Origin of the sequence: Zhenpiania hominis (assembly GCF_014333425.1) — a bacterium.
Classification (GTDB): domain Bacteria; phylum Bacillota; class Clostridia; order Peptostreptococcales; family Anaerovoracaceae; genus Hominibacterium; species Hominibacterium hominis.
On record NZ_JACRYT010000024.1, the window covers coordinates 1 to 25,995 of the forward strand.

Annotated in this window: 19 protein-coding genes; 14 read left to right on the forward strand and 5 right to left on the reverse strand. The window is 45.0% G+C overall.

Going from position 1 to position 25,995, the window contains the following annotated elements:
- Window positions 1-279: 279 nt before the first annotated feature.
- Together H9L42_RS14435 and H9L42_RS14440 are read right to left on the reverse strand one after the other, a co-directional pair.
- On the reverse strand, window positions 280-1,671 hold the full coding sequence (locus H9L42_RS14435; RefSeq protein WP_187304116.1) for a polysaccharide pyruvyl transferase family protein: 1,392 nt from the start codon (window positions 1,669-1,671) through the stop codon (window positions 280-282).
- Window positions 1,672-1,967: 296 nt separating this feature from the next.
- Window positions 1,968-3,734: an IS1634 family transposase gene (locus H9L42_RS14440; protein ID WP_187304117.1), complete on the reverse strand. Its 1,767-nt coding sequence runs from the start codon at window positions 3,732-3,734 to the stop codon at window positions 1,968-1,970.
- A gap of 295 nt (window positions 3,735-4,029) precedes the next feature.
- Between H9L42_RS14440 and H9L42_RS14445 the strand changes: the two genes are divergently transcribed.
- The 4 genes from H9L42_RS14445 to H9L42_RS14460 are packed head-to-tail and all read left to right on the forward strand — an operon-like array spanning window position 4,030 to window position 9,145.
- Window positions 4,030-4,257 (forward strand): acyl carrier protein, encoded by a 228-nt coding sequence (locus tag H9L42_RS14445; protein ID WP_187304118.1) that lies wholly within the window; start codon window positions 4,030-4,032, stop codon window positions 4,255-4,257.
- A 19-nt stretch (window positions 4,258-4,276) separates the two neighbouring features.
- Window positions 4,277-5,848, forward strand: a complete 1,572-nt coding sequence (locus tag H9L42_RS14450) for an MBOAT family protein (protein ID WP_187304119.1) — start codon at window positions 4,277-4,279, stop codon at window positions 5,846-5,848.
- A gap of 17 nt (window positions 5,849-5,865) precedes the next feature.
- Window positions 5,866-6,939 carry a hypothetical protein gene (locus H9L42_RS14455; RefSeq protein WP_187304120.1) on the forward strand — a complete coding sequence of 358 codons (1,074 nt, stop codon included), beginning with the start codon at window positions 5,866-5,868 and terminating at the stop codon, window positions 6,937-6,939.
- Window position 6,940: 1 nt separating this feature from the next.
- Window positions 6,941-9,145 carry a S8 family serine peptidase gene (locus H9L42_RS14460; protein ID WP_187304121.1) on the forward strand — a complete coding sequence of 735 codons (2,205 nt, stop codon included), beginning with the start codon at window positions 6,941-6,943 and terminating at the stop codon, window positions 9,143-9,145.
- 436 nt (window positions 9,146-9,581) lie between these two features.
- Here the strand turns inward: H9L42_RS14460 and H9L42_RS14465 are convergent, their stop codons facing one another.
- Both H9L42_RS14465 and H9L42_RS14470 read right to left on the reverse strand, forming a co-directional pair.
- Window positions 9,582-12,263 carry a S8 family serine peptidase gene (locus H9L42_RS14465; protein ID WP_187304122.1) on the reverse strand — a complete coding sequence of 894 codons (2,682 nt, stop codon included), beginning with the start codon at window positions 12,261-12,263 and terminating at the stop codon, window positions 9,582-9,584.
- Window positions 12,264-12,291: 28 nt separating this feature from the next.
- Complete coding sequence (locus H9L42_RS14470; protein ID WP_187304123.1) at window positions 12,292-13,764, reverse strand: class I adenylate-forming enzyme family protein; 1,473 nt, start codon at window positions 13,762-13,764, stop codon at window positions 12,292-12,294.
- A gap of 160 nt (window positions 13,765-13,924) precedes the next feature.
- On the opposite strand from H9L42_RS14470, the gene H9L42_RS14475 reads away from it, so the two are divergent.
- From H9L42_RS14475 to H9L42_RS14515, 9 genes are all read left to right on the forward strand, one after another.
- Window positions 13,925-14,914 (forward strand): LysR family transcriptional regulator, encoded by a 990-nt coding sequence (locus H9L42_RS14475; RefSeq protein WP_187304124.1) that lies wholly within the window; start codon window positions 13,925-13,927, stop codon window positions 14,912-14,914.
- Window positions 14,915-14,953: 39 nt separating this feature from the next.
- Window positions 14,954-15,928: an ABC transporter substrate-binding protein gene (locus H9L42_RS14480; RefSeq protein ID WP_187304125.1), complete on the forward strand. Its 975-nt coding sequence runs from the start codon at window positions 14,954-14,956 to the stop codon at window positions 15,926-15,928.
- 24 nt (window positions 15,929-15,952) lie between these two features.
- On the forward strand, window positions 15,953-16,720 hold the full coding sequence (locus H9L42_RS14485; protein WP_243235812.1) for an ABC transporter permease: 768 nt from the start codon (window positions 15,953-15,955) through the stop codon (window positions 16,718-16,720).
- Entirely contained in the window at window positions 16,717-17,472 is a 756-nt protein-coding gene (locus tag H9L42_RS14490; protein WP_187304126.1) for an ABC transporter ATP-binding protein, read from the forward strand. The genes H9L42_RS14485 and H9L42_RS14490 overlap by 4 nt, the downstream gene beginning before the upstream one ends.
- Window positions 17,473-17,568: 96 nt before the next feature.
- Entirely contained in the window at window positions 17,569-18,888 is a 1,320-nt protein-coding gene (locus tag H9L42_RS14495) for an LCP family protein (RefSeq protein ID WP_187304127.1), read from the forward strand.
- 217 nt (window positions 18,889-19,105) lie between these two features.
- Complete coding sequence (locus H9L42_RS14500) at window positions 19,106-20,341, forward strand: LCP family protein (protein ID WP_187304128.1); 1,236 nt, start codon at window positions 19,106-19,108, stop codon at window positions 20,339-20,341.
- A gap of 23 nt (window positions 20,342-20,364) precedes the next feature.
- Complete coding sequence (locus H9L42_RS14505; protein WP_187304129.1) at window positions 20,365-21,438, forward strand: D-alanine--D-alanine ligase family protein; 1,074 nt, start codon at window positions 20,365-20,367, stop codon at window positions 21,436-21,438.
- A gap of 17 nt (window positions 21,439-21,455) precedes the next feature.
- Window positions 21,456-23,201 carry a threonine--tRNA ligase gene (thrS, locus tag H9L42_RS14510; protein WP_187304130.1) on the forward strand — a complete coding sequence of 582 codons (1,746 nt, stop codon included), beginning with the start codon at window positions 21,456-21,458 and terminating at the stop codon, window positions 23,199-23,201.
- The gene (locus H9L42_RS14515) at window positions 23,194-23,475 is read left to right on the forward strand and encodes a putative signal transducing protein (protein WP_187304131.1); all 282 of its coding nucleotides are present in this window, start codon (window positions 23,194-23,196) and stop codon (window positions 23,473-23,475) included. The genes thrS and H9L42_RS14515 overlap by 8 nt, the downstream gene beginning before the upstream one ends.
- 57 nt (window positions 23,476-23,532) lie before the next feature.
- On the opposite strand, the gene H9L42_RS14520 is transcribed toward H9L42_RS14515, so the two are convergent.
- A complete protein-coding gene (locus tag H9L42_RS14520) occupies window positions 23,533-24,696 on the reverse strand; it encodes a BaiN/RdsA family NAD(P)/FAD-dependent oxidoreductase (protein ID WP_187304132.1) in 1,164 nt (387 codons plus the stop codon).
- A 171-nt stretch (window positions 24,697-24,867) separates the two neighbouring features.
- Between H9L42_RS14520 and sppA the strand changes: the two genes are divergently transcribed.
- On the forward strand, window positions 24,868-25,986 hold the full coding sequence (sppA, locus tag H9L42_RS14525; RefSeq protein ID WP_187304133.1) for a signal peptide peptidase SppA: 1,119 nt from the start codon (window positions 24,868-24,870) through the stop codon (window positions 25,984-25,986).
- Window positions 25,987-25,995: the final 9 nt, after the last annotated feature.

The window sequence follows — 25,995 nt, forward strand, 5'->3', positions numbered from 1 at the left end:
AATCCAAGTAATATCAACGCTGCCAAGTCATGAACCTGGCGGCGATTGTCATCTTTAGATGGCTCACATTCAAGTGAGCATTTTTTATGTTTTCATGGCACGGGCTATTTACCGTTTACGGTATTCTTCAAGGCACCGTCTTTTTAAGCGCTTACTAAAAAACAGCCAGCACCATACGATACTGACTGTACAAAATCTTATTTTGTTTCAATGTCCTCTTGACGGGGAGCGGTTCAATTCTGATGCGGCAGCCCTTTTGGCAATCAACGTGTTGCGTTTTCAATATCTTTTGTTTTTTTGTTGCTCCTGTAAATCTTTAATCTTTTTTTTATTAATCGTATTTTGTTCAAACAACTCATTATATTTTGAGTAAGCTCTTCGGAATTTCCTTTCTAACTTCTTTTGTTGTTCTTTTTCGGAGGTCCCTGGATAAGGAGGAAAACTGCGAATAAGCTTTGCATAATTGTATGGGGTGATATTGCTGCCTTGCGGATAGACAACAGATTTTATACCATGGAAGAGAGAGCGATATACGCTTTCCAGATATTCAGGATCTTTTTGTAGCCCTTGTACAATAGCCTGTTCTATTTTGTCCGCAATTTCGGCTGCGTTCGTATTGGTCACATCAACTAAGCGATCTCCATATCCGATACTGTCATAAAAATAGGATACTTTGGAATTCCATATAAGCCCAATGGATGGGATATTGAATGAAAAGGCTATAATGCTTGGATGAAGCCGACATGAGACAATTGCGTCATAAGAGGACAATTTCGAAATCAGATGTTCTGGCGAATTAATGTTGAATACACATTTTTTCGCGTCGATATTATAATTGCGAATTAAATAATCTATGAAAGCTTCATCTCCAAAATGGCCACTCGTCAATAATTCATAATCATAGCCGCGATTCACCAGTTCAGAAATCAGATCCTGCCAGAGTGTAGCGGCATCTGTTTTTGTAAAGTTGATTTTATTGTCTTTGAAACCATTTGCGCGTAATATAAAAAGTCCTACTTTTTTACGTTTGTTTAAAGATTTGGTGCCAATATTATTTCTAAAAATATTAGACGCAAAAACCGCAGGGTCTGAGACTTTATCAATTACCAGACTATCCCGATCTTTATATTGCTGCAGATAAGAGAATCCATCCCTGGTAGTGATTTGTTTGACACACTCAAAATTGAGCGTTTTCTTCAACCGCTGGCATTTAGAACTGTCTTCATGATAACTTTCGATTCCAATAGCCGAAAAAATGACCGGTTTATGATATTTTTCTGCGAGTTCTAACGTAGTGGCAGTTCTTTCATAAAAAATTTGATAAAGATAATTGAACAAAGGCGCACCACCAAAAATAATCAGATCAGACTCACGAATCAGCTTCTCTGCAGATTTCAATAACGCGGGATCTTTTGTCTCTACATAATCTTTAGAGATAATTCCAGCTGCGCGGCTGTTTATCTTAAAACAAGAACTGTCAATGTGCAAATTTTGCATTACCGTTTTGATTAAACTGATATCGCAGGCTTCAATCACTTGATCTCCGACATTATCGGAGTCTCTATTTGTTAGAAGAAGAATTCGATACATTTTGCTATTTCTATTCTTCAGCCTTCTGATTTTTCTTGCGATTTTTGTTAGCTGCCAACGAATCGAAACGTTTGTTTCCATATGCTCTCCTTTACTATTATAAGTCTAACTTTTATAAACCATAGTTTCAAATTATAATTTCATCTAAGTTTATCATAAAAACACAGCCTATGGAAGTACCAGTTTGCTAATCTATAGAGGAACAGCAAATGAAGATTTCGTGAAGAATATGGACGATAAAGAAAGTCTATTGACGAACACAAACGAGCGTGTTAATATCCCGTCTTTGACAGTCTTTTGAAGCAAAAAGTCTCACAAAGCGCACAGTTAGCGGCTTGCGAGACTTTTTCTGATTTTATGAATGCACGTTACACGATCTATTTTTTGGTTTGAGAACAAATATTTCTCATCTTTGCTATGGGCACGATTTGTTTGGAGGTACAGAATCCAAAAGCATCGTGTAAGGCATCCGTCAATTCCGTTCTTGTGTAGACCGGCTGATATCCTTTTCCTTCGTATTTCATAAAATCCATCTCTTGCAGGGTGGGCAGTATCTGGTCTATAGTGTATTTCTGATCCAGTTTCTTTTCCAGATAGCGGTAAACAATCAGGGAAAGGAAACAGGTTATAAAGTGAGCGAGAATTCGTTCCTGACGATTCAGATATACGGGACGTGCTTCAAAATCCGTCTTCATAATCCTGAAACATTCTTCTATTTCCCAGCGACGCCGGTTTGCCTTTACGATGTTCGAAACACTCTCATCCAGGTTGGTGCATACCGCATAAAACCCATCGTATTTTTCTTCTTCACGGATAACCGATTCATCGATATAACTGGAAGATAATTCTGCGACCTCTCCATCTTTCGTGGCATGGTCGGTTTTGATGAACCTTTTCGGATCGTTCTGCTTTTTTCTGCCGGAGGATGTGTATCCGTCTTCCACGAGTTTTTTTGCCCGCTCTAACTGACCTTCTCGTACATGACGTTGGAAGGTGGAGTATTTGATAGAGTATGAAACAATCAGCTTTTGCTCGATGATTTCTTTTTTATCTCCCTTGTCGGTATGAACCAGTCCTTCTTCCCGGATCCACCTTGTTTTGTAAAAAATCTTATCTTTATCCGTTTCCCCGTCCAGTTCGGAGAGCCGGTAGGTTTTCCCGGAGGGGTCCCCGTCGAGAAACCATCCGTCATCCGCCAGACACCATTTTTGCAGGAATGCTTTGAGCGTTTTTATTGGCTGCGTTGTGATATATCCGCGCAGTCCGTCCTCGCCGTCATAAGAATTGAATACCCGGTTCGTGGCGGAAGATAACCCGGCATCCGTGCAGACAACGAACTTTGACAGGTCAAACTCTGACAGCATTTTTTTCTCTAATGGGATCATGGTCCTTTGTTCATTCCGGTTCCCGGGGAAAATCGAAAAGGATATGGGGATGCCGTCCATGTCCATAAAAAGCCCCATGCCTACGATTGGCAGTGGCCGGTTTTCCTTGCTTTTGCCGAACTGTTTATCGTCCCGGGCAGCATCCACTTCAAAGTAGAAGTTTGTGCAATCGTAATAGATGACCTGTGTATTGCGTTTCTGCAGGGCCGTAGTGTTCTGAAAGAGACGGCTCTGGATATAGTCCGATTCTTCTGCGATTACGGACAGAGCGCGATAAATGTCGTGAAGTTCAAAGGAAGGCTGTTCCAGGAATCTTTTGGATTCGTGGAAACTGCTCCTTTTGGAGGAAGGATAGAGAATTCCTGTATAGATCAGACGGGAGAGGATCTGATTCAGATCATACTCAAAAAGGTGCCTTCTGGAGATTGCGCGGCATATTTTGTGCAGGCCAAGTTCGTAATAAATGTCCTGAAGAAAAAGATATCCTCCATTGAATCTTCGCTGCTGGTTCATAACCAGATCGGTTCCGGCACAGAATTCCATGTGGAACTTTGCGGAGTCTTCTTTTTCTGCTTCATTCATAAGTCGCACCTGTTCTTTTGCCCATGCTTTGGCATCGGTTACACCGTATGTTTCACAGATATGCTTTTCGGAACCAAAGGACCTGACGATCTGCGTCTTGTTTTTTCCATTGACTCGAACGGTTTTTACTGCTCTGTAGGTAATCGAATATTTTCCGGTTGTCCATCCTAATCGCATGATACACCTCCTTATTTATATTATAGTGGAACGCAGAGGGACGTGCAAGCAAAAAGTTTGAACTTGACAAAAAAAGAAGGCGTTTGCAACGCTTTCAGGCTCTTTTTCTAATTTAGGGTGTCAAACTCCCGGAACAGCAAATGAAGATTTCGTGAAGAATATGGACGATAAAGAAAGTCTATTGACGAACACAAACGAGCGTGTTAATATCAATAATGGCTTTTAAGAAATTAAGAAAGAATCAGTCTTATTTAGTAGGAAAAGCAGAGTTTATTTAAGAAGTGAGGTTATAAATATGAGAGAAACAATTTTAGAGATTTTATCGGGAGTGCGTAGTGATATAGACTTTGAAAATAATACAAAGTTAATTGACGATGGAATATTAGAGTCTCTGGATATTGTTGCTATTGTCGGAGAGCTGAACGATGAGTTTGATGTAGAAATTTCGGTAGAAGATCTGGTGCCGGAAAATTTCAATTCCGTAGACGCAATGGTAGAATTAATTACAAGAGCACAGGGATAAGAGAAAGGAGTATAAAAAAGTGGACTTTACGTCATTCTATTTCTTAGTGTTTGTGCTTGTTGTTGTATTCGTTTATTATGTTGTACCCAAGGCTGCCAGATGGACCGTTCTTCTGGCGGCCAGTTATGTGTTCTACTTGATCTCAAGTCCCAAGACTTTTGTTTTTGTGCTGTTTACGACTATTATTACGTTCTTGGGAGGAAGATACATCGGCCGTAAAAATACGGAACATAAAAAGTATATCGAAGAACACGGAAATGAATTAACCAGAGAAGAAAAGAAGGAAAGAAAAGCCGCGGTTCAGAAAAAAAAGCGCAAAATGGTCGCGCTGGTGCTGATTCTGGACTTCGGAGTGCTGGCGGTAGTGAAATATTTTCGCTACTATATCGAAGCGCTTGGCTTGGGAATTCATTTTGATGCCGGATTCCTGATTCCGCTCGGAATTTCTTTTTATACTTTCCAGTCAGTAGCGTATATTATTGACTTATATCGGAATAAATTTGAGGCGGATTCCAATATTTTTAAATTCGCGTTGTTTGTTTCCTTTTTCCCGCAGATTATTCAGGGTCCAATCAGCCGATACGATCAGTTGGCAGGACAGCTTTACAAAGGCCATGCCTTCTCTTATACGAATCTGACCTTTGGCGCGCAGTTGATGTTGTGGGGATTTTTCAAGAAACTGGTGATTGCGGACCGGGCAGGAATCCTGGTAAACGAAGTGTTTGATAATCACACCGAATATCAGGGGTTCTATATTCTGCTGGCGTTGCTTTTTTACAGCATTCAGATTTATGGAGATTTTTCCGGAGGAATTGACATCGCGAGAGGCGTGGCGAGAATTCTCGGCATTGATATGGTCGATAACTTTAAGCGCCCGTATTTTTCGGACAGTATTTCCGAATTCTGGAGAAGATGGCATATTACGTTGGGGAACTGGTGCCGTGACTATATTTTCTACCCGATTTCTCTTTCCAAAACCTTTGGAAAAGCGGGAAAGCACCTGAGAAAAGTATTCGGTGATCGTCTGGGCAAGCTGTTTCCTGTCCTTGTAGCCCAGCTTGCTACGTTCCTGACCATTGGTATCTGGCACGGAGCGGAATTTAAGTATATTGCCTACGGTCTGTATAACGGCGGCCTGATTATTCTGGGGCTGATCTTTGAGCCGTTTTTGCGTAAACTGGAAAAAATTCTGCATATTGATACCACCACTTTTAGCTGGAGGCTATTCAAAATCTGCAGGACATTCCTGCTGGTTGTAATCGGGAGGGTTTTGCCCAGGGCGGCTTCCTTTGGCGCTGCGGTTTCTATGATGAAGTCGGCGATGGTATTCAATCCGGGGATCTTCTTAAATGACCATCTGGTGGAGTTGGGGCTTACCTATGAGGATTATGCGGTGCTGCTAGCCGGCTGCGCGGTATGGTTTGTGATCAGTCTGATGCAGGAAAGCGGAATGAAGATCCGGGAATCTCTGGCAAGACAGAATATTCTGTTCCGCTGGGGAATTTATTTAACTGTAATTATAGTTGTACTAATAGTGGGGGTATATGGCCCGGGTTATGATGCAAGTACATTTATCTATAGAGGATTTTAAGTAAGATTGGAGCGAATATGTTAAAAAATACGAGAAGCAATTTAATAAGATGCACTGTTTTTTTGCTGATCCTTGGGATTGTTTTTTTCTATCTAAATCAAGTGTTTTCTATAGCAGAATCAGAAGAAAGCAAGAAAAATTTCAATCAATTTTACGATGAAAAAAAGAATTCTTTGGATGGCATTTTCTTTGGGGCCAGTTCTGTAAATCGGTATTGGGTTGCGGCAAAAGCTTACCATGATACAGGAATTGCTGTGTATAATCTGGGAACAACTAGCCAGCCTTTGGTTGTTGTTAAGTCTTTACTGGAAGAAACGGCAAAATCCCAAAAACCAAAAGTGTTTATTATTGAGTTGAGATGGTTGGTGAGAAATGCAGATCGAATAGAAGAGGCTTTTATCCGAAAAGTAACAGATAGTATGCATTTTTCAGCAACTAAAATTCAGGCTGTGAATGAATCGGTTGACTATGCGATACAAGGGGATAATGATGTAGTGGATAATAAATTTGACTACTATATTCCTATTTTAAAATATCATGGGAGATGGAATGAAGAAGATTTGACAACCGATGATTTGCGGATTGATAAAACCAGAACTTTATGTAAAGGCTTTTTTTTGACGCCTTCAAGATCATTTAGGCAAGTGCCACAATCTCCAGCGGTTTATTCGGATGAAACGGTACCGTTGGCGCCAGAAACGCAAGAGGTATTTGACGATCTTTTAGATTATTGTGATTCTATTGAAACAGAGGTTCTATTTGTATTGTCTCCACATTCAGTCACGGAAGAAAATGTTGGGAGGCTAAATGAAGCTGTAAAGATTGCTCGTGAAAGGGGTTATACTGTTCTAAATTTCAATACCAAAGAAATGATTGAAAAAGTTGGAATAAACTGGGAAACAGATTTTTTTAATTCAAATCATGTCAACATATTGGGAGCTGAAAAATATACGGCCTACTTGGCAAATTATATAGTTGAACATTACAATGTGACAGATCATAGAGGAGATCCTGACTATGCAAGTTGGGATAAAGCCTATGAAAACTATCTGGATTTTACAGAGGAAAAAAGAAAACAGATGGAGGAATAAAATGAAGATCGGAACGGTAATACGGTGCTGCATATTCGGGTCGCTTGTGTTTCTGTTGAGTGCGGGCTGCTGTATAGCTGATGCTGATTATGCTGAAGATATGGGGAATGAAGATACAAATGAAATTCTGGTAACATTCAAGGAGGATGTAACCAAGACGCAGGCCCAACGAACCATTGAGAAAGCGAATGGGGATGTGGAAGAAACGTTCCTTTCCGCAGGCAGTAAGACCCTGGTCGTATCTCATGAGACAAAAAAAGCACAGGCCGCGGCAATAAGCTCCCTAGAGCAGAAGCCAGAGGTTGAAGCGGTTCAGCCTAATTATCATTATACCTTAGATGAGGCTGATTCTTCAAATGATCCTCTTTTTCCAAAACAGTGGAATCTCGATTACATGGATGTTCCGGAAGCTTGGGATCTTATTGATAAGGTGAAACCGAAGAGTGACCGGAAGGAGGAAGATAGAGTTATAGTCGCAACACTGGATACCGGAATTCACTATGAGCATTCAGACTTAAAAAAAAATATTGATGTGTCTAATTGCATTTCTGTAACAGGGCAGGAAGAACCCTATAGAGTATATAAACGACCGCGTTTTTCTCATGGGACGGCAACCGGAGGAATACTCGCGGCAACGTCAAGGAACGGCGTTGGAATGGCAGGTGTGGCTGCGGGCAATAATAATGATTTGGTTTCCTTAATGGGGATAGATGTATTTCATGAGGAAGGATATCATTCACAAGCAAGTGCCTCTACCGCGGACATTATTAAAGGCATTGAATATGCATGCGAAAAAGGTGCGAAAGTCATCAACATGTGCCTAGGGCATACAACAGGGGATCTGGATCTATATGGGCAAGTCCATGATGATGCAGCGCTAGAGGCTGCTGTGAATGATGCAGTGTACAATAAAGATGTTGTAATAACCTGTTCGGCAGGGAATAAAGGAGATTCCAGACCATGGTACCCGTCGGACTTTGATGCGGTAATCAGTGTCATCAGCACAAAACAGTATACAAATTCATGGAGCAGGGATTGCAAAGCGAAAAGTTCCAGTTATGGAGCGAAAAAAGACATCTCCGCGCCAGGGAAGAGTGTTTATACGACTGAACTTGGAGGAGGCTTCCGTAAAGGAGGAGGAACTTCTTTGGCTACGCCTGCGGTAGCAGGAGTAGTGGCATTGATTCGGTATGTAAATCCGCAACTCTCTGCGAGTCAGGTGAAACATATTTTGTATTCTACGGCCACGGATCTGTATAAAACAGGATATGATACTTATACAGGATATGGTAATGTAAATGCCTATCGGGCGGTGGCTGCAGCAGCAGGCGTGAATATTGGAAAACAGACAGAGACACTTTCAGTTGCGAAATCCGTAAGAGCGCGTTCCGCAGGTGCACATAGTATTCGAATTTCCTGGAAAAAAGTTCCTGGAGCAAACGGTTATTGGATTTACAGGGCGAATAAGAAAAACGGGACTTATACGAAAATAAGGACAACAACGGATTCAAAACAATATTCTATTTGTGACGGCGGACGTAAATTTAATAAAACGTATTTTTATAAAGTTGTTGCCTACGGAACAACGAAAGATGGAAAGCAGGCTGTGAGCAGTGGCAGTAAAATCGTCCGCTCAAAGGCAAGGTCCGCTGTACCAGTAACAAAAACAGGCCGTCTGGACTATCAAACAATCCGACTCTCCTGGAAAAGAGCAAAGAGTGCGGATGGATATCAGATTGGCCGGGCATCCTCCCCAAATGGACCCTATAAGCTTGCAAAGACAATTAAAAAAGGGGGGAGTGGCAGTTGGACGGATCGTAGACGAAAACCGGGCAAAACGTATTATTATAAAATGCGTTCTTATCGGTTGTATAAGAAAAAGCGGTATTGCAGCGAGTGGTCGGAATCTGTTTCCATAAAAGCCAGTCCTAAAACACCTTCATTTTCTGCAAAGAAAAAGAACCGCTCTGTTGTTTTGAAATGGAAAAAAACGCAAGCAGGCAAGATAAGTGGATATAAGATTTACAGGAAAACAGACAATCGAAAATGGCATCTGATTAAAACTGTCAGTCCAAAACAGAAATACTACCGTAATCGGGGATTAAAGCGCGGCGTGCGGTATTCCTATAAAATACGGAGTTATAAAAAAGTAAAGGGAAAAATAGTTTACAGCAATTATTCCAAGGTGAAAACAAGAAGATTGTAAATTCCGCCCGCTCGGAAATTGTCTGTGAAAAGAAACCTGAATTTTCGGACGAAGAAAAGATGGTCTGGGACAATCCCCATACCAAGCTGTAAATAAGGAAAGAGGTAGCCTTCTATGGTAAAATCAAAATGCCAATAGAAGGCTATTTAAATGCCCTGGCTAAACCGTGACAGACTCTGGCAAAGAAAAAAGAAGTTTACTTTTCTGTAAGAGAAGATAACCGCATCAAGGAAATGGCTGCCTATTGCTGGCTGGGTGTTTTAAACTCTTTAAACGGAGGAGCCCCTGTCATGCTCAAAAGCGTAAGTTATCTTGTTGTTACCAATCAGGAACGGCTGGTTTCAGATGTTTTATGTCTATAATTACCATAGAAGGTGAATTTGTAGAAATTCTTTCACAGGCTTCTACACTTTGTCCATCTACTATTTAGTTTGTGTCAGATTTTCCTTTTCTTTATTGAGGAATACAGGCTGTAAACGCGTTTTTCGGATACCCGTTTATATGCCCGCACTTTGAAAGAATAGGTCTTTCCACGGGATAAATTGCGCGCATAGGTTGCTCCTCTTCTTCCGTTTACTGTCACGGTTTTGACCTTCTTCCATTTGCCGTTTCCATTTTTGCGATAGATGACATAACCGGTTAGTTTCGAATTTTTCTTTAGTGTCAACGTAACTTGACGGCCCTTCTTTTTAATGCTGAAAGTTGGTTTTTTCGGTTTTGCGATATGCTTGTTTGAGGCGGATACAGTGCCGTAATAACGCTTGCCGCTAACGGTGCGGTAAGCCCGAACCTTGTAGTAATAGGCTTTTCCTGCTTTCAAACCTGTATTCTGCCAACTGGTTGTCTTGGAATTGGTGATTGTTTTTACCTTGGAATATTTGCCATTCCTTGAATTCCCTCGGTAGATGCGGTAGCCGCTTGCTCCGGAAACCTTTTTCCATGATACTTTATTGGTTCGGTAGTCCACGCTTGTAATGCTGACTGAAGGTGCTGGCAAAACTGCTTTGGAGGAAACCGGCTTGCTTCCGGTGCTGCGTATAAATTTCCCGTTGGAGGCTGTACCGCGGGCATACACTTTGTACCAATATTGTTTGCCTAGGGTGCAGGTACTGTCTGTATAACTTTTTGTATTTTTACCCTCCACTTGTTTCAGCAATTTATAATCGCCGCTCTGGCTGGTAGCACGCCATACACGGTAATTGCTGGCTCCACTGATTTTGTTCCAGGATATTTTGACAGACTTGTAATTCGTCCCTTTGGCGCTGACAGTAGGCGTTGTCAGTTTATCGGCAATGGCAGACTTTGCGGAAGCCGGTTTGCTGTCCTCGCCGTGAATCTTTTTATGAGTTTCCTGGGATGTAGAAAGCGGACGTATAATGTAGTAGTAGGTTTTTGGATAATCCGCAGAGCTGTCCACATATTTGAGCGGAGAGCTGCTACGCTGAGGGACGGACGCAATTTTTTCATAAGTTCCTGACTTTCCGCTTTCAGAACGAAGTACCCAATACTGGGTGGCATCAGGCACTTTGTTCCAGGTCAGTGTGATATCTTCCATACCGGAATTGACAGCCTTCAGGCCGGTGGGAGTGTCAAGCTCCGCAGGTTCAGCCAAAAGCTCGGAATGCCGGTTGCGGTCCGGATCCGGAATCGCTGCTTTATCTCCTGTATCTGTATATTCTCCGGCTGCTTTTACTGCCGCGTAGGCATCCACATTTCCGTATCCGGTGTAAATATCAAATCCATCGGTATAAAGATCGGTTGTCGTACCGCAAAGAATGTCGTAAACCTGCTGGGTCGTTAGTGTCGGATTCACATATAATACCATAGCGGCAACCGCAGCTACATGGGGTGCAGCCAAGGAAGTTCCATAACCAGGATCGTAGAAATCGTCTTTCGGCTCACTGTCATCATCTTCTGACGATAATACGGTCCGCCAGATGTTGCTGCCAGGCGCGGAAATGTCTTTTTTTGATCCATAGCTGGAGCCGGAGGCCTTGCACTCTTTACTCCAAGCATCCTCATATTCCACGGTATTAATGACACTGATTACATAATCAAAATCCGAGGGATACCACCCACTCTGATCCTTAGTGTTTCCAGCAGTTGCGACAAAGGTAACATCGTATGTACTTACGGCTTCCTTAATTTTTGCTTGCAGGAGCTTATCGTTGTGTGGATTTCCATTTCCATCATTTTCGCCATAGGAATGTCCTAGCGCCATATTGATGACCTTTGCTTCCTTTTCGCAGGCATACTCGATCCCTTTGATAATATCATCTGTCGTTGCAGCGGATTGACCGCCTTTGTAGTTCTGAAATACATTAATGCCCATCAGTTGGATTAGATCATTTGTTGTACCAGCGGCGGCGCCGGCAATTCCTTTTCCGTTATTGGAAGTCGCTGCGATTACTCCGGCGACGCCTGTTCCATGGCCGTCTTTAAGGTTAGAGTTGTTATACGGCGGATAATCGGGGCTAGATTTTCCTGCCACTGTAATGCAGTGAGCCCAATCAATATTAGCATTTAAATCTTCATGATTTCGCGAGATGCCCGAATCTAAAGTCGCGATTTTTATGGCCTTTTCCGACATATGCTCTTCTCCAGCATCTTTGCGCTGGTCAATGTACTCCCAAGCTTCCTCTGCATTAATATAGTCCAGATTCCATTGCTTGCTACGAAATGTGTCAGATGCAAGTTTCGCTTTATTAGCTTTTGCAGTCGAAATCTCTTCTTCCTCTGTCGTATACAGATAATTCGGCTGAACATAAGCCACATCCCGATCTTTTTCCAGCTCTTCCACCGCGTCCTCAACCGAAGTCTCCTTGTCATCCAGGGTCACCAGATAGGGAGTCTCCTCCGGCGCGGAAGAAGCCTCTGGAGCAACGATTTCCTCCACATTTTCAGTCTGCACATCCGCGTCCTCAACGATCGCTTCTGCTTTTTTCTCGCTGACCTCGTCCTCGAAGACAACGAGAACCTCATCCTCTACATAGACCTCTCCGGCGGCAGGATCGCTTTCCTGTTGCTGCGTTTCCGCCGCGAAGGAAAAGGATACTCCCGAAAAGAGCATTGTGAAGGTTAAGGTAAAAATCAACAGATAGGAAAGTATTTTTTTCATTTTTTCACCTCAAAATTTTCCTCTTAAGTTATTCCGCAAGCTCAATCAGCTTTTTTCTCTGGATTTTACCGTTAAAGGTCCGCGGAATTTCATGAATAACCTCAATATACTTGGGCTGCTTGCTGGCGTCCAGATTTTGAACCAGGAAATTCTTCAGTTCTTTCGGCTCGTAAGCGTCCGCGTCGGATAAAACGATAAAGAGCTTCGGAGCCTGTCCGGTAAGGGGATCCTTGACCGGAACGCAGGCGCAGTCCATAATTAGCGGATATTTGATGACGATGCTTTCGATTTCCTCCGGAGAAATTTTGATTCCGCCGTAGTTGATGACATCGTCTTTGCGGCCCAGCATATAAATGAAGCCTTCCTCATCAATATAGCCAAGATCCTTGGTGTAGATATATCCGTCTGCCATGGTTTCCGCTGTCAGCTCCGGTGCTTTCCAATAGCCCTTCATGTTGATGGGGCCGGAGCTTGCCAGGAATCCCAGATTTTCTTCCGAAGAGGAAATCGGCTGGCGGTTTTCATCTACTACGATAAACTCCGCGTTTACCGCGGGTTTTCCGATACAGCCCGGTTTTCCGGACATGGAATTGAAATCCAGGAGACAGGAACAGCCGGCCTCCGTGCTGCCGTAAAAATTGTAAAGCCGTGTTTTCGGCAGCAGCCTGGAAAGGTGAAGCTTGTCCTCTTCCGGAAGAGGCGCGGAACCCAGCTGAATGTAATCCAGCTGCTCCGCGTAATCTCCCAGCCTGTCCTTGGACAGCTTGAAAATAATTGAAAGACTGCTTGGAGAAAGATCCATAGCGGTTACCCTATATTCATCCATCATGTTAAACACTTTTTTCAGCAGGGTTACGCCCTCGATGAAAACGGCGGCGCTCCCATTTACTAAGTTCCCGTAGGTGCGCCGGAGACCATGGGAATGGGAAAGGGGCATGGGAATCAGTTCCACATTATCTTTTTTCATCTTCACGCCGCAGATGACATTTTCCGCAAGGGCCGCGTCATTACCATGGCTGAGCTCAATGCCCTTTGATTTTCCGGTAGTACCCGTAGAAAAGAGAATTTCGGAGGTATCTTCCGAAGCGGGAAAATCAATGGTTTCCACATGAATCGTCCCGGTAAAGGCATGTTTGCCAGCTTCCTCAATCGGGAAAAAAGGGATATTATCCAGCGGCTTTTTCCCGATATAAAGAACCGCCTCTACGCTTTCTATAATTTCATGCACGCGATCCGCGGCGGAATTCTTCTCAACAGGAACAAATACGCCCTTTAAAAGCTGAATGGCAAACTCACAAGTCATGTAGTCTACGCTCTGATTGCATTCTACGACTACGCAAGATTCGCGGCGGATACCCAATTCCGATAATTTTCGGGAAAGTCCATAAACGCGCCGCCACAGCTCTCCGTAAGTGACAGACTGACTGGTGTCCGCCAGGGCCAGTCTGTCCGGCTGTGTATCGGCGTGGGAAGCGATGCTTCCAACAATAGAATGATACATTTTTTGAATTAAACTCCTTTAAAAAAATATAAATTCGCAGTGTAATTATATCTTTCTTTTCGATTTTTTTCAGTGTTTTTCACAGATTCTTCACAAAAACTCTATAAGAACCTATTGCCATAAATAAAAATATATGGCATAATAACCAAGGATTTATGAAATGGAAAGAGGAGATGTGATGCAGGGACAGCATTTAAATTATATACTGGAAGTACATAAAATGCGGAGCATCTCAAAAGCGGCGGAAAAACTAAAGATTTCCCAGCCGGCGTTGAGCGCCCACATCAAAAAAATAGAAGAGGCTTTGGGGGTTCCGATTTTTGATCGGGCTGTAAAACCGATCCAATTGACGGAGGCGGGACAAATCTATATTGACTACATGAAACGTCAAATGGATTTAGACAAAGAACTGCGGGAGCAAATTTCGGATCTGGAATGTCTGCGGCGAGGTGCCCTTACAATTGGAGGCGCCAGCTTTTTTAACGTCAGCTATCTTCCAGGGGCGGTTGCCGAATACATGGAAAGGTATCCGGGGATTCGGATTTCGGTAATTGATGGAAATCTTCCGGAAATTATTGAAAAGGCGCTGAACAACGAATTGGATTTGTTTTTATCGCCTTCCTGGAATATGGACGAACGGTGCTGCTATGAGAAGTTTTTAAGCGAAAAAATTCTGATTTGCGTTCCTCCGGCATGGCCCATCAATGATCGGCTAAAGGACTGGCGGATTCCGGAGGAAATTATCCTGGAGGGAAAGCTGAGTGCATGGCTGGAAAACAAGGAAAATCCTTATGTGGATTTTAAAGAATTTCGGGAAGAACCCTTTATTCTTCTGAGAAAAGAACAGCATATCGGCAATATGATGAATCGACTTTTTGAGAGACATGGATTTTCTCCGGAGCACCGCATCGCGGCCGAGCAGACGATGACCAGTTACGCGCTGACGCTGGCTGGTGCGGGAATCTCTCTAATGTCGGAAAGTACAGTTGTGAAAGGGCATTTAAGAGATTATCCGGCCTTCTATCTGACGGATCTGGATCTATGCACCCGGGATATGTATATCGCGTATCCAAAACAAAAATATCTGTCACGTGCAGGTAAAGAATTCATTTCCATTCTTAAGAATTCTTTATCGGCATTTGAAGAATAAAACTTACTTAAGTAAAAAATGAGAAGGAGATTTATAACAATGAAACATGGAAAAAAAGTAATCGCGGTAATGCTGATTTTAATCATGACATTATCCCTGGCCGCCTGCGGAGGCGGGGATGAAACCGCAGATGGGAAGACAAAGCTGACAATTGCTCATCAGTACGGGATCGCTTATGCGCCTCTGGAAGTGATGAAGCAGCAGAAACTGATCGAAAAGCATTATGACGGCGTAGAGGTAGAATGGTCGACACTGAATTCCGGTTCCGCCATTAACGAGGGATTCCTGTCCGGAGATATCGATGTAGGCGCCATGGGTGTAGGTCCTGCGGTTACAGGGGTTACCAGCGGCGTGCCGTATAAAATCTGCTCTAATATGTCGGCTCAGCCCCATAAAATCATGACGAACAATCCGAACATTAAGTCTCTGAAGGATATTACAGATGAAAAGATCGCGCTCGTAAATATCGGAAGTATCCAGCATATTCTGTTGGCTATGGCGGCAAAGGAACAGCTTGGCGACGCTCACGCTTTAGATGAAAACATCGCGGCTATGGCTCATCCGGACGGAATGTCTTCCTTAATCTCCGGAAGTGTAGACTGCCATTTGACTACGTCTCCTTATGTTTTTAAGGAAGCGGAAGAAGACGGAATTACGGAAGTGGAAGCCCTGGAGTCCGTATGGCCCAGCGGAAATTCCTTTATCGTAGCCGTAGCGTCCACCGATTTACAGGAAAATAATCCGGAACTTTACGACGCGGTAGTGGCGGCTCTGGCCGAAGCCATCGATTATATTAATAATAACACAGCGGAAGCCGCGGAAATGCTCTGTGAAGCAGAGGATGTGGACGCGGCGACCATGGAAAAATGGCTGACGGATAAAGACTGTGTATACAGCACAGAAACAAAAGGCGTAATGGATATGGCAAACTTTATGGCGGAAGAAGGATTCTTGGAAAACGAGGGACCGAAAGACTTCAGCGATCTGGCCTTTGATAATGTAAAGGGTAACTAAAATCAGGGAAATGAGGATGAACGGATGAAGGAAGCAAGGACACAAATTATATTTATTATCTGCTTTCTGGCAGCATGGCAGATTGTTTATCAGATGGGAACCTTTAACCCGATTGTATTCCCATCTTTAAAAGACATCGGACAAAGTTTTATCGAAGGATTTAGAGATGACAGCCTGATGACCTATACACTTTATTCTATGTCTCTGATTATCAGGGGACTTTTAATCGGGATCATTCTGGCATTTATCTTTTCCAGTATCGCGGTGATCAGTAAGACGTTCCATGCGATTTATCATCTGGTGGTATCCATCTGCGATCTGTTGCCGGGCGTAGCTCTGCTGCCGCTGGCGATTGTGTGGTTTGGTATCGGTGAAATTACAATTATCTTTATTGTAATCCACTCGATTCTATGGCCGATGTCCAGGAACATTATGGATGGATTTCAGTCGATTTCAAAAATCTATATTGAAAGCGGGCGGAACATCGGGCTGAAGGGATTATCCCTTGTGAAAGGCGTTTACCTTCCGGCGGCATTCTCCTATGTCCTGTCCGGAATGAGGGTCGGATGGGCCAGAGCATGGAGAGGTCTGCTCAGTGTAGAAATGATCTTCGGAACCACCGGATCCGGAGCTGGAATTGGCTGGTTTATTTTTATGAAGCGTACCAACACGGACATTGCGGGGGTATTCGCTGCGCTGATCGTCATTATCATTATTGGGATCATTATTGAATATGTGGTGTTTAGCACCATTGAGCGAAATACGGTAAGAAAGTGGGGGATGGTGAGATGAGTAAGCTTCTTGAGATAAAAGGTTTAAGAAAGAACTACCATGATTCCCCGGACTCAAAAGACATTCTGAAAAATCTGGATCTGACCGTAAATAAAGGTGATTTTCTGTGTATCCTGGGACCTTCCGGCTGTGGAAAAACAACCCTGATCCGCTGTATCGCGGGGTTTGAAGACTATGAGGGAGAGATTCTGGTAGACGGGGAGAAAGTTACAAAACCAGGCATTGACCGGATCATGGTCTTTCAGGATTTTAACCAGTTATTTCCGTGGAAAACCGTTCGCAAAAATATTGAATATCCTCTGAAGATAAACGGTATGAAGGATAAAGCGGAGAGGGAAAAGATCGCGCAGGAGCATCTGGAACTGGTGGGTCTGAAGGATTATGGAAATTTCTACCCCCATCAGCTGTCCGGCGGCATGAAGCAGAGAGTCGCTATCGCCAAGGGGCTGGCTCTGAACCCGAAAATCATTCTTATGGATGAACCCTTCGCCAGTCTGGACGCTATGACGAGAAACAAGCTGCAGGAAGAACTGTGGAAGATTAAAGAAAAGGAAAACGCGACCGTTATCTTTATCACCCATAACATTCAGGAAGCGCTGGTACTGGGCACCCGGATTATGCTTCTTTCCAAAGAAGGGAAGATTAAAATCCAGATGGATAATAACATTCCAAAGCCCGTTACTCCGGCATCCGAGGGTTATGGAGAGATGTGGAAGTTGTTTAATGACGCGCTTTGGGAAGAGGACCGGTAAAGGTCCTCTTAATTTTTTGTTACAATTCCCCTCCTTTCTTGCCTTTTCCCCGCGTTACTGCTATAATAAACCCGCTGAAGAGAAGGAGAATTGTGGATGCGATCAGATAAGTATAATGACAGGAACAGGGATAACCGGTTTGATACCCGCGCCTATGATGGATGGGAAGAGACCCAGATGTTGTTTCAAAGCAGGAACAGAGAAAGGGAAGAACTCAAAAAAAGAAAACAGCGGGAGGAGGCTTACCGGGAATATCTTGCCATGAGGGAACATCCAAACGCGAACCGTTCCCCAAAAGACGATGTAAAGACATACACAAGGAAAAAACGGCAGAAGCCGGTCTTAGAATCTTATGAAGAAGAGCCTCCCCGCAAATCGAGACAAAAGCCGAAACAGAAAAAAAGAAGGGTCAAAAGAATTATCTTAGTGATCCTTTTACTACTGATTATTCTCGCCGCGGCAGGCGTTATGGCGGTAATGGGGCTGATGGAGAAAGTAGGTGATTTGGAAATTGATTCTTCCAATCTGGGAATTGATCCCCAGGTGGCCGAGGAACTGAAAGATTACCAGAATATCGCTCTTCTTGGAATTGACGCCAGAGATATGGATGATTATGAAAATTGCAGGACGGACGCGATGATTATTTTGAGTCTGGATAAAAAGAATGATACCATCCGTCAGATTTCCGTTTACCGGGATACCTATCTTCATGTAAATGAAGAATACGGGTACGATAAAATTACGAATGTCCATGCATATGAGGGAACGACAGGGACGATTCATTCACTTAATGAGAACCTGGATCTGAACATTGAAGAGGCGGTCGTTGTAAATTGGAAAGCGGTAGCCGATGTGGTGGATGGACTTGGCGGAATTGATGTGAAAATCCGCGAATCAGAAATCAGCGAGATGAACAAATATATCAAAGATACGCAGAAAAACATCGGAGGATCAAAAAAGAAGATTAAGAAAGCGGGTATGCAGACACTGAACGGCAATCAGGCAGTTACTTACGCGAGAATCCGTAAAGATTCGGCGAAGGGAGATTACCGCCGGAACGAACGGATGAAGATTGTTGTCTCTGCCACTGTGGAGAAAGCGAAAAAAACAAATCCGTTTAAGCTGCATCAGATTGCCAGCGAAGTTCTGCCGGAAATAAAGACCAATATGAGCTCCGGCAGCCTGATGAAAGTAATGATGAGCTTTATTTCAGGGGATATGACAGACAGTACCGGATGGCCGTTTAATACCCAAGGCTGGACGAACTACAACGGAGCCTGGTGCGGAGCGCCGGTTACCCTTAAGAGTAATGTAGAAGAGCTTCACGAGAAGTACTTCGGACAACTGGATTATGAACCGACTGAAACCGTGCAGGAGATCAGTTCGGAAATCTCCAGACGAACCGGATACTACTAAAAATAAGGAAAATCCAAGTTTATAGGATGAATGTGGAAAAGCAACAAGCCTCTGCAAAAGAATGTATGACATGATATGCGGAGGCCTTTTTCTAACATTTATTAAGAATCTGTGAAGATATGGCTTGGAGTTGCAATCGGGCGGTATTGTTGGTATAATAGGACCGTTATTTATTTGGAATATTATACAGGAAAGAGACAGAAGGGAGAAATCCATAATGGCCTCTGAACATTCATTTGATCATACAAACGCTTCCGAAGATCTGGACAAGGCCTTTTCCGGTATGCTGGAAGGCGGAGGAAGATCAGCGAAAGCGAAACAGAAAAAAAAGAATAAAGCAGGCGGCAAAAGTAAAAACGCAGATTCGGAAGCTGCCGCACAAGAAAAGAAAAAGGGCGCAAAAAAGAAGAAAAAAGACCCCAAGCAGACAACGAGAAAGCTGTGGGTGGCGATTTTATCCCTTTTGATCGTTGTGATTGGAGTGGGAAGCATTATCGGCGCGGGCCTTACGGTTGTGCATACGCAGCTTGACAAGGTAACAAAGGTGCAGGTCAACCGAAAGGCGCTGGGGATTAATTCGCGGGTCGCGAAGGAATTGAAAAACTACCGGAATATCGCGTTGCTGGGGATTGACGCCAGAGATATGAGCGATGATTCCCAGACTAGAAGTGACGCAATGATCATTGCCAGTATTAACAAGGAAACCAATGAAGTAAAGTTGGTGTCTTTGTACCGGGATACCTATGTGAGTCTGGGGGATAATTACGGGCTGGATAAGATGACCCACGCTTATTATTACGGAGGCGCCACACAGACCCTGCAGACGATTAATCGCAACCTGGATCTGAACTGCGAAGAAGTGGTGGTTGTCAACTGGAAAGCGGTAGCGGATGCGGTAGATCTGCTGGGCGGTCTTGAGATCAATATCCGGGAATCGGAAATCAGTGAAATGAATAAGTATATTAAAGATACGCAGAAAAATATCGGCGGATCCAAGAAAAAGATTCGCAGAGCGGGAAAGCAGACGCTGAATGGCGTGCAGGCCGTAACCTATGCCCGGATTCGGAAAGATTCAGCGGAAGGCGATCACAGGCGAAATGAGCGTATGAAGATCGTTCTTTCCGCGGCCTTTGAGAAGGCGAAAAACCTGGATCTGGATCAGCTCAACAAGATTGCCAATGAGGTTCTGCCAAGTATCAAGACCAATATAACGACCAATCAGATGATGGAAATCCTGTTGGCGCTGAATTCTTATAAAATTACGGATAGTGTGAGCTGGCCGTACGACTGGACAGACTGGACCTACAATGGGATCTGGTATGGACCGCCGGTTACACTTAAGAGCAACGTAACGCAGCTTCATGAAGAATTTTTCAACCAGAAGAATTATGAGCCGACAGACACTGTAAAGGAGATCAGCGATCGGATTTCGAGTCTGACCGGCAGATGGTAAGTTCTGTATGAGAGGGTGAATTGATGAAAAAAAAGTTACTGATTCTTTTTGGGGGGGCTTCTTCGGAACATGAGGTCTCCTGTCTCTCCGCGGCTTCCGTGCTGAGACATCTGGATGAGAACAAATATGAGATTTATAAAGTAGGGATTACAAAAGAGGGGAACTGGTTTCTGACCGATTCCCCTGTTTCCGATATTGAGGAAGGGCGATGGACGGAAAACCCGGGAAACCGCAGGGCTTCCCTGTCGCCGGATACGTTCGTGCGTGGAATGATCCTATACGGCGATAACGGCGTCTGTGAGATGCGAAATGTAGATGTTGTGTTCCCGGTTCTTCATGGAAAATACGGAGAGGACGGAACTGTACAGGGACTCCTGGAACTGGCGGGGATCCCCTTTGTAGGAGCGGGAACCACGTCTTCGGCGGCCTGTATGGATAAAGCGATTACGAAGCATATCATAGAGAGCACCTATGTGAAACAGGCGGATTACTATCTGACAGATCGGTTTTCCTTTGCCTCCGATCCTCAGGGAATTTTGAAAGAAATCGAAGAACACTTTCAGGGAAGCTATCCGTTATTTGTAAAGCCGGCCAACGCGGGTTCGTCAGTGGGAATTTCCAAGGCAAAAAACGGATTAGAGCTGTTTAACGCAATCCGCGTCGCGGCTGAAGAAGATCATAAGGTACTGATCGAAAAAGCGATTTCCGGCAGGGAAATCGAGGTGGCGGTACTTGGAAACCGACATCCGAGGGCTTCCCTTGTGGGTGAAATCCTGGCGGCAAACGAGTTTTATGATTATGACGCGAAATATATTAATACGGAATCAAAGACACGTATTCTGGATGATGTGTCCGAGGAAAAGCAGGAGGAAATCCGACAGGCTGCCCTTACGGTATATCAGGCGATGGGATGCCGGGGCCTGGCAAGGGTGGACTTTTTCCTGGATGGAGAAGGAACGGTGATATTCAACGAAATCAACACGCTTCCAGGTTTTACAAAGATCAGTATGTACCCGAAGCTCTGGGAAGCTACAGAACTTCCTTACCGTGAGCTTTTAGATACGCTGATCGCCCTGGCAGCGGATGAGATGGAATAAATGGGAGGAAAAGGAAAATGGCGAAAGAAAAAATTAATTTTGAAGATGAACAGGTAAGACTCTGTTATCGGCATACGACTTCACATATTCTGGCTCAGGCGGTAAAAAAACTGTGGCCGGAGGCGAAGCTGGCGATCGGACCTGCCATTGATAACGGATTTTACTATGATTTTGATCTGGAACACAAATTCACGGATCAGGATCTGCTGAAGATACAAAAGGAAATGAAAAAAATCATTCAGGCAAACTATCCTCTGGAGCGCTTTGAACTTCCAAGAGAGGAAGCGATTGCTAAAATGAAGGCGCTGAATGAAGATTATAAAGTGGAGCTGATTGAAGATCTGCCGGAGGACGAGGTAATTTCCTTCTATCAGCAGGGAGACTTTGTCGACCTCTGCGCGGGTCCCCACATGGATCGGACCGGGCAGATCAAGGCGGTAAAGCTGCAGAGCGTGGCGGGCGCCTACTGGAGAGGCGATGAAAACCGCAAAATGCTGCAGAGAATTTACGGAACCTGTTTCCCGTCCCAGGCGGAACTGGATGAATATCTTCAGAAGCTGGAGGAAGCGAAAAAGCGGGATCACCGTAAGATCGGAAAAGAGATGGATCTTTTCGCTATATATGAAGAAGGACCGGGATTTCCGTTCTTTCTGCCAAACGGCATGATTATCCGCAACGAACTGGAAACCTTCTGGCGGCAGGAACACAGGAAAAGAGGCTATCAGGAAATCAAAACGCCGCTGATCCTGAATGAACAGCTGTGGCATACTTCCGGACACTGGGATCATTACAAGGATAATATGTACTTCACCAAAATCGACGATGAGGACTACGCCATTAAGCCGATGAACTGCCCGGGGTCACTGCTGGTGTACAAGAGAAAGATGTATTCCTACCGGGATTTCCCGATCCGGCTCGGCGAACTGGGCCAGGTACACAGGCATGAACTTTCGGGAGCCCTGCATGGTCTGATGCGGGTGCGGACCTTTACACAGGATGATTCCCATATCTTTATGCTGCCGGAACAGATTACCGATGAGATTCTGGGGGTAATCGATCTGATTGATTACGTTTATAACCTCTTTGGCTTTCAGTATCATGTGGAACTTTCCACAAGACCGGAGGACTCTATGGGATCCGAGGAAGACTGGGAAAAAGCGACCAACGCTCTGCGGGAGGCCATGGAAAAGAAGGGAAAAGAATACACGGTCAACGAAGGGGACGGCGCTTTCTACGGACCGAAGCTGGATTTCCATCTGGAAGACTGTCTGGGAAGAACCTGGCAGTGCGGAACCATTCAGCTGGACTTTCAGATGCCTCAGCGGTTTGATCTGACCTATATCGGAGCGGATGGGGAAAAACATAGACCGATTATGATTCACAGGGTTGTATTCGGCTCCATCGAGCGTTTCATCGGAATCCTGACTGAGCATTTCGCGGGGAAATTCCCGCTGTGGCTGGCTCCGGTTCAGGTGAAGCTGCTGACCGTAACGGAGAAGTTCGCCGATTACGCCCAGGAGACCGGGCGCCTTCTGGAAGCGGCAGGTCTGAGAACCGTCGTGGATGTAAGAAACGAGAAGATCGGATACAAGATTCGTCAAGCGAGAAACGAGCGCACGCCGTATATCTGCATCATTGGAGAGAGAGAAGCGGAAGCAGGAACTCTGACTGTGCGTTCCAGTAAAGCGGGCGAACTTGGCGAGATGAAGGTGGAAGAGCTGAAAGACAAACTCCTGAAGGAGATCGCGAATAAAGATGTTTAGTAATTACGATAACAAAGAGCCCTGGCGGGGAGGCGTTTTCCTGTGTACCGCGGAGAGTACCTTTCAGGCGGATCTGCTGGAATCTAAACTGAGAAGCGAAGGCATTCCCTGCGTGAAAAAGTATCAGGGCGCGGCGAATTTTATTGAAATCGCCATGGGAAACAATAACGCCTATCCCATCGATCTTTACGTGCCGGAACCGTTTCTGGAGCAGGCGAAAGAGGTGATCGTCCCGGTACCCATTGAAGATGACTTTGAAGAGGCAGAAGAATAGAGGAATTGAAAAAGAAGCAGCTTGCTGGAAAACATCCAGAATGCTGCTTCTTTTTTATCAGACATGTTTGGCCGCGCAGTATCCGCTGGAAAAAGCGAACTGCAAGTTGTAGCCACCGGTATCCCCGTCAATATCCAGCGCTTCTCCGATGATGAAAAGACCGGGAATGTTTTTACATTCAAAGGTCTTTAAATCGACTTCATCGAGACAGACGCCGCCGGCTGTAGCCATGGCGGAGGAAAAGCCCGACGTGCCCGTGACCTGGAAGGTGTCTTCCTTTAAAAAGGCCTGGAACGTTTTAAGCCGCGAACCGGAGAGGGAGGCGGCTTTCACAGATGGCTCGATTCCGCCGCGGCGGAGAATCTGTTCGGTAAACCGTCTGGGCAGATTCAGTTCCTCTGAGAAAAACGTGAGGGCCTGCCTGCGGTCTCCGGAGGCGGAGGGAAGGTGACTTTCCCCGGGTATGTAACATAGTTTTAATTCGCTTCCGGGCTTTGCCCAGCGAGCAAGATTCAGAATCACGGGACCGGAAAAGCTTCCATGGGTCAGCAGCAGATCTCCGGTCAGACGGTGACCGTCCAGTTTGGCGGTTACGGATTGAAAGGAAATTCCCGAAAGGCCTCCGTAAGGGTAGTCACGAACAGTGAGAGGTACGAGGGCCGGGCGAGGCGGAATAATCTTCAGCCCCAGATTTTTGAGCAGCGGGAACAGGTTTCCATCCGAACCGGTATCCGGATAAGAACATCCGCCGGTCGCGATAATTACTTCATCCGCGACGTATGTCCGGTTTACAAGGAACGAACCATCCTCCTTTTGCTCCAGAGAATCCACCGGGCAGTCTGCGCGGAGTTCCCAGCCGTTTTTTTTGCTTAACTCCAGCAGAAGATTCAGGACGTCGCCGGCTTTGCGGGACTTGGGAAAGATCTTGCCGTCTTCCCGTTCTTCCAGCAGAACTCCGTTTTCTGTAAAAAACTTCATCAACAGCAGATTGTTTCCGCGATAAAGAGCGGAGCGGATTCGGGAACCGTTTTCTCCGTAATGTCCGATAAACTCTTTGATGCTGCCGTTGTGGGTGAGATTACACTGACCACTGCCGGAAAGCAACAGCTTTTGTCCAGGAGAAGACTGTTTTTCTAAAATCAGGCCTTTATCAACGGGACAGCTTGCGGCGCAAAAAAGCCCCGCCGCCCCGCCGCCGATTATAATACGTTCATACTTCATAGAAGTCCTCCTTCTATCTATAAGCCTACTATGGGCGGGGAGCGGTTGTCAAGGGGATAGGGCGCAGGTCGTATATATTTCCTCACGGTCCGGATCTGTACTTCATAGGGAAAAGATGGTATAATTCAAACAATTACGGCAGTAACGAAGATAGTAAGAAAGGGAGTATCTATGGAAGAAAAGAAAAAAGGGATTATCAGTGAACCGGATGAAAACGGAATTCGTTATTATACCTTCGGCCAGTCAGAGGGCAGGTCTCCGCTTCCGCCTTCGCAGGAAGACAGTGATGAAAAAAAGGAAGCCTTCGCAGGCGGCGGTTCCGGCGGGCAGGGCGGCTCTCCGAGGCGAAATCGGAAGAAACCGTTCATCATCCTGGGATGTATTCTTCTGGCGGTGATCCTGCTGGGAGTGGCATGCGGCAGTCTGTTTGAAGATGAGGACAGCAATTACGCGGATATCCGTGAAGATCATATCAGTGTTCTTTATATAGAGGGAACGATTGGCAAGGATTCCAGCGATGGATATAACCACCAGTGGGTGCTGGACCGGATCGAGGACGCGATAAATAATTCCAATAACAAAGGGCTGATTCTGTTTTTGAACACACCGGGAGGATCGGTATATGAAACGGATGAAATCTATCTGAAACTCCGGGAGTATCAGGACACGGGCAGACCGCTGTATTCGGCTATGGGATCGATGGCGGCTTCCGGCGGTTATTATATTTCCGCTTCCGCGGATAAGATTATTGCCAACCGCAACTGCTGGACCGGTTCCATCGGAGTAACGGCAGGTACCGTGTTTGATATCTCGGGTTTTCTGGAAAAGTACGGGATCAAAACCGTTACGATTACAGCCGGAGAAAATAAGGCCATGGGAAGCATGACACAGCCGCTTACACAGGAGCAGAGGGAAATTTATCAGTCCCTGGTCGATGAAGCCTATGACCAGTTTACACAGATTGTGGCAGAAGGGCGGAACATGAATATTAAAACCGTGAGAAAGCTGGCGGACGGACGGGTCTATACGGCAAGGCAGGCCCTGGAAAACGGACTTGTAGATCAGATCGGGACTTTAGATGACGCGATTTCCGATATGCGAAGCACTTACAGCCTCGCGGACTGTCCGGTTTATGAGATGAAGTATGAAGACAACAGCCTGTTTTCCTCTCTCTTCCGTCTGATGGCGGAGAAGGACAGCGGCAGCCAGGGCAACGCGGCGGCGCTCCTGGAATACATGAACGAACAGGGGCAGGTTCCCATCAGTTATATGTCGGAAATACAGAAATAGGGTGGTGTG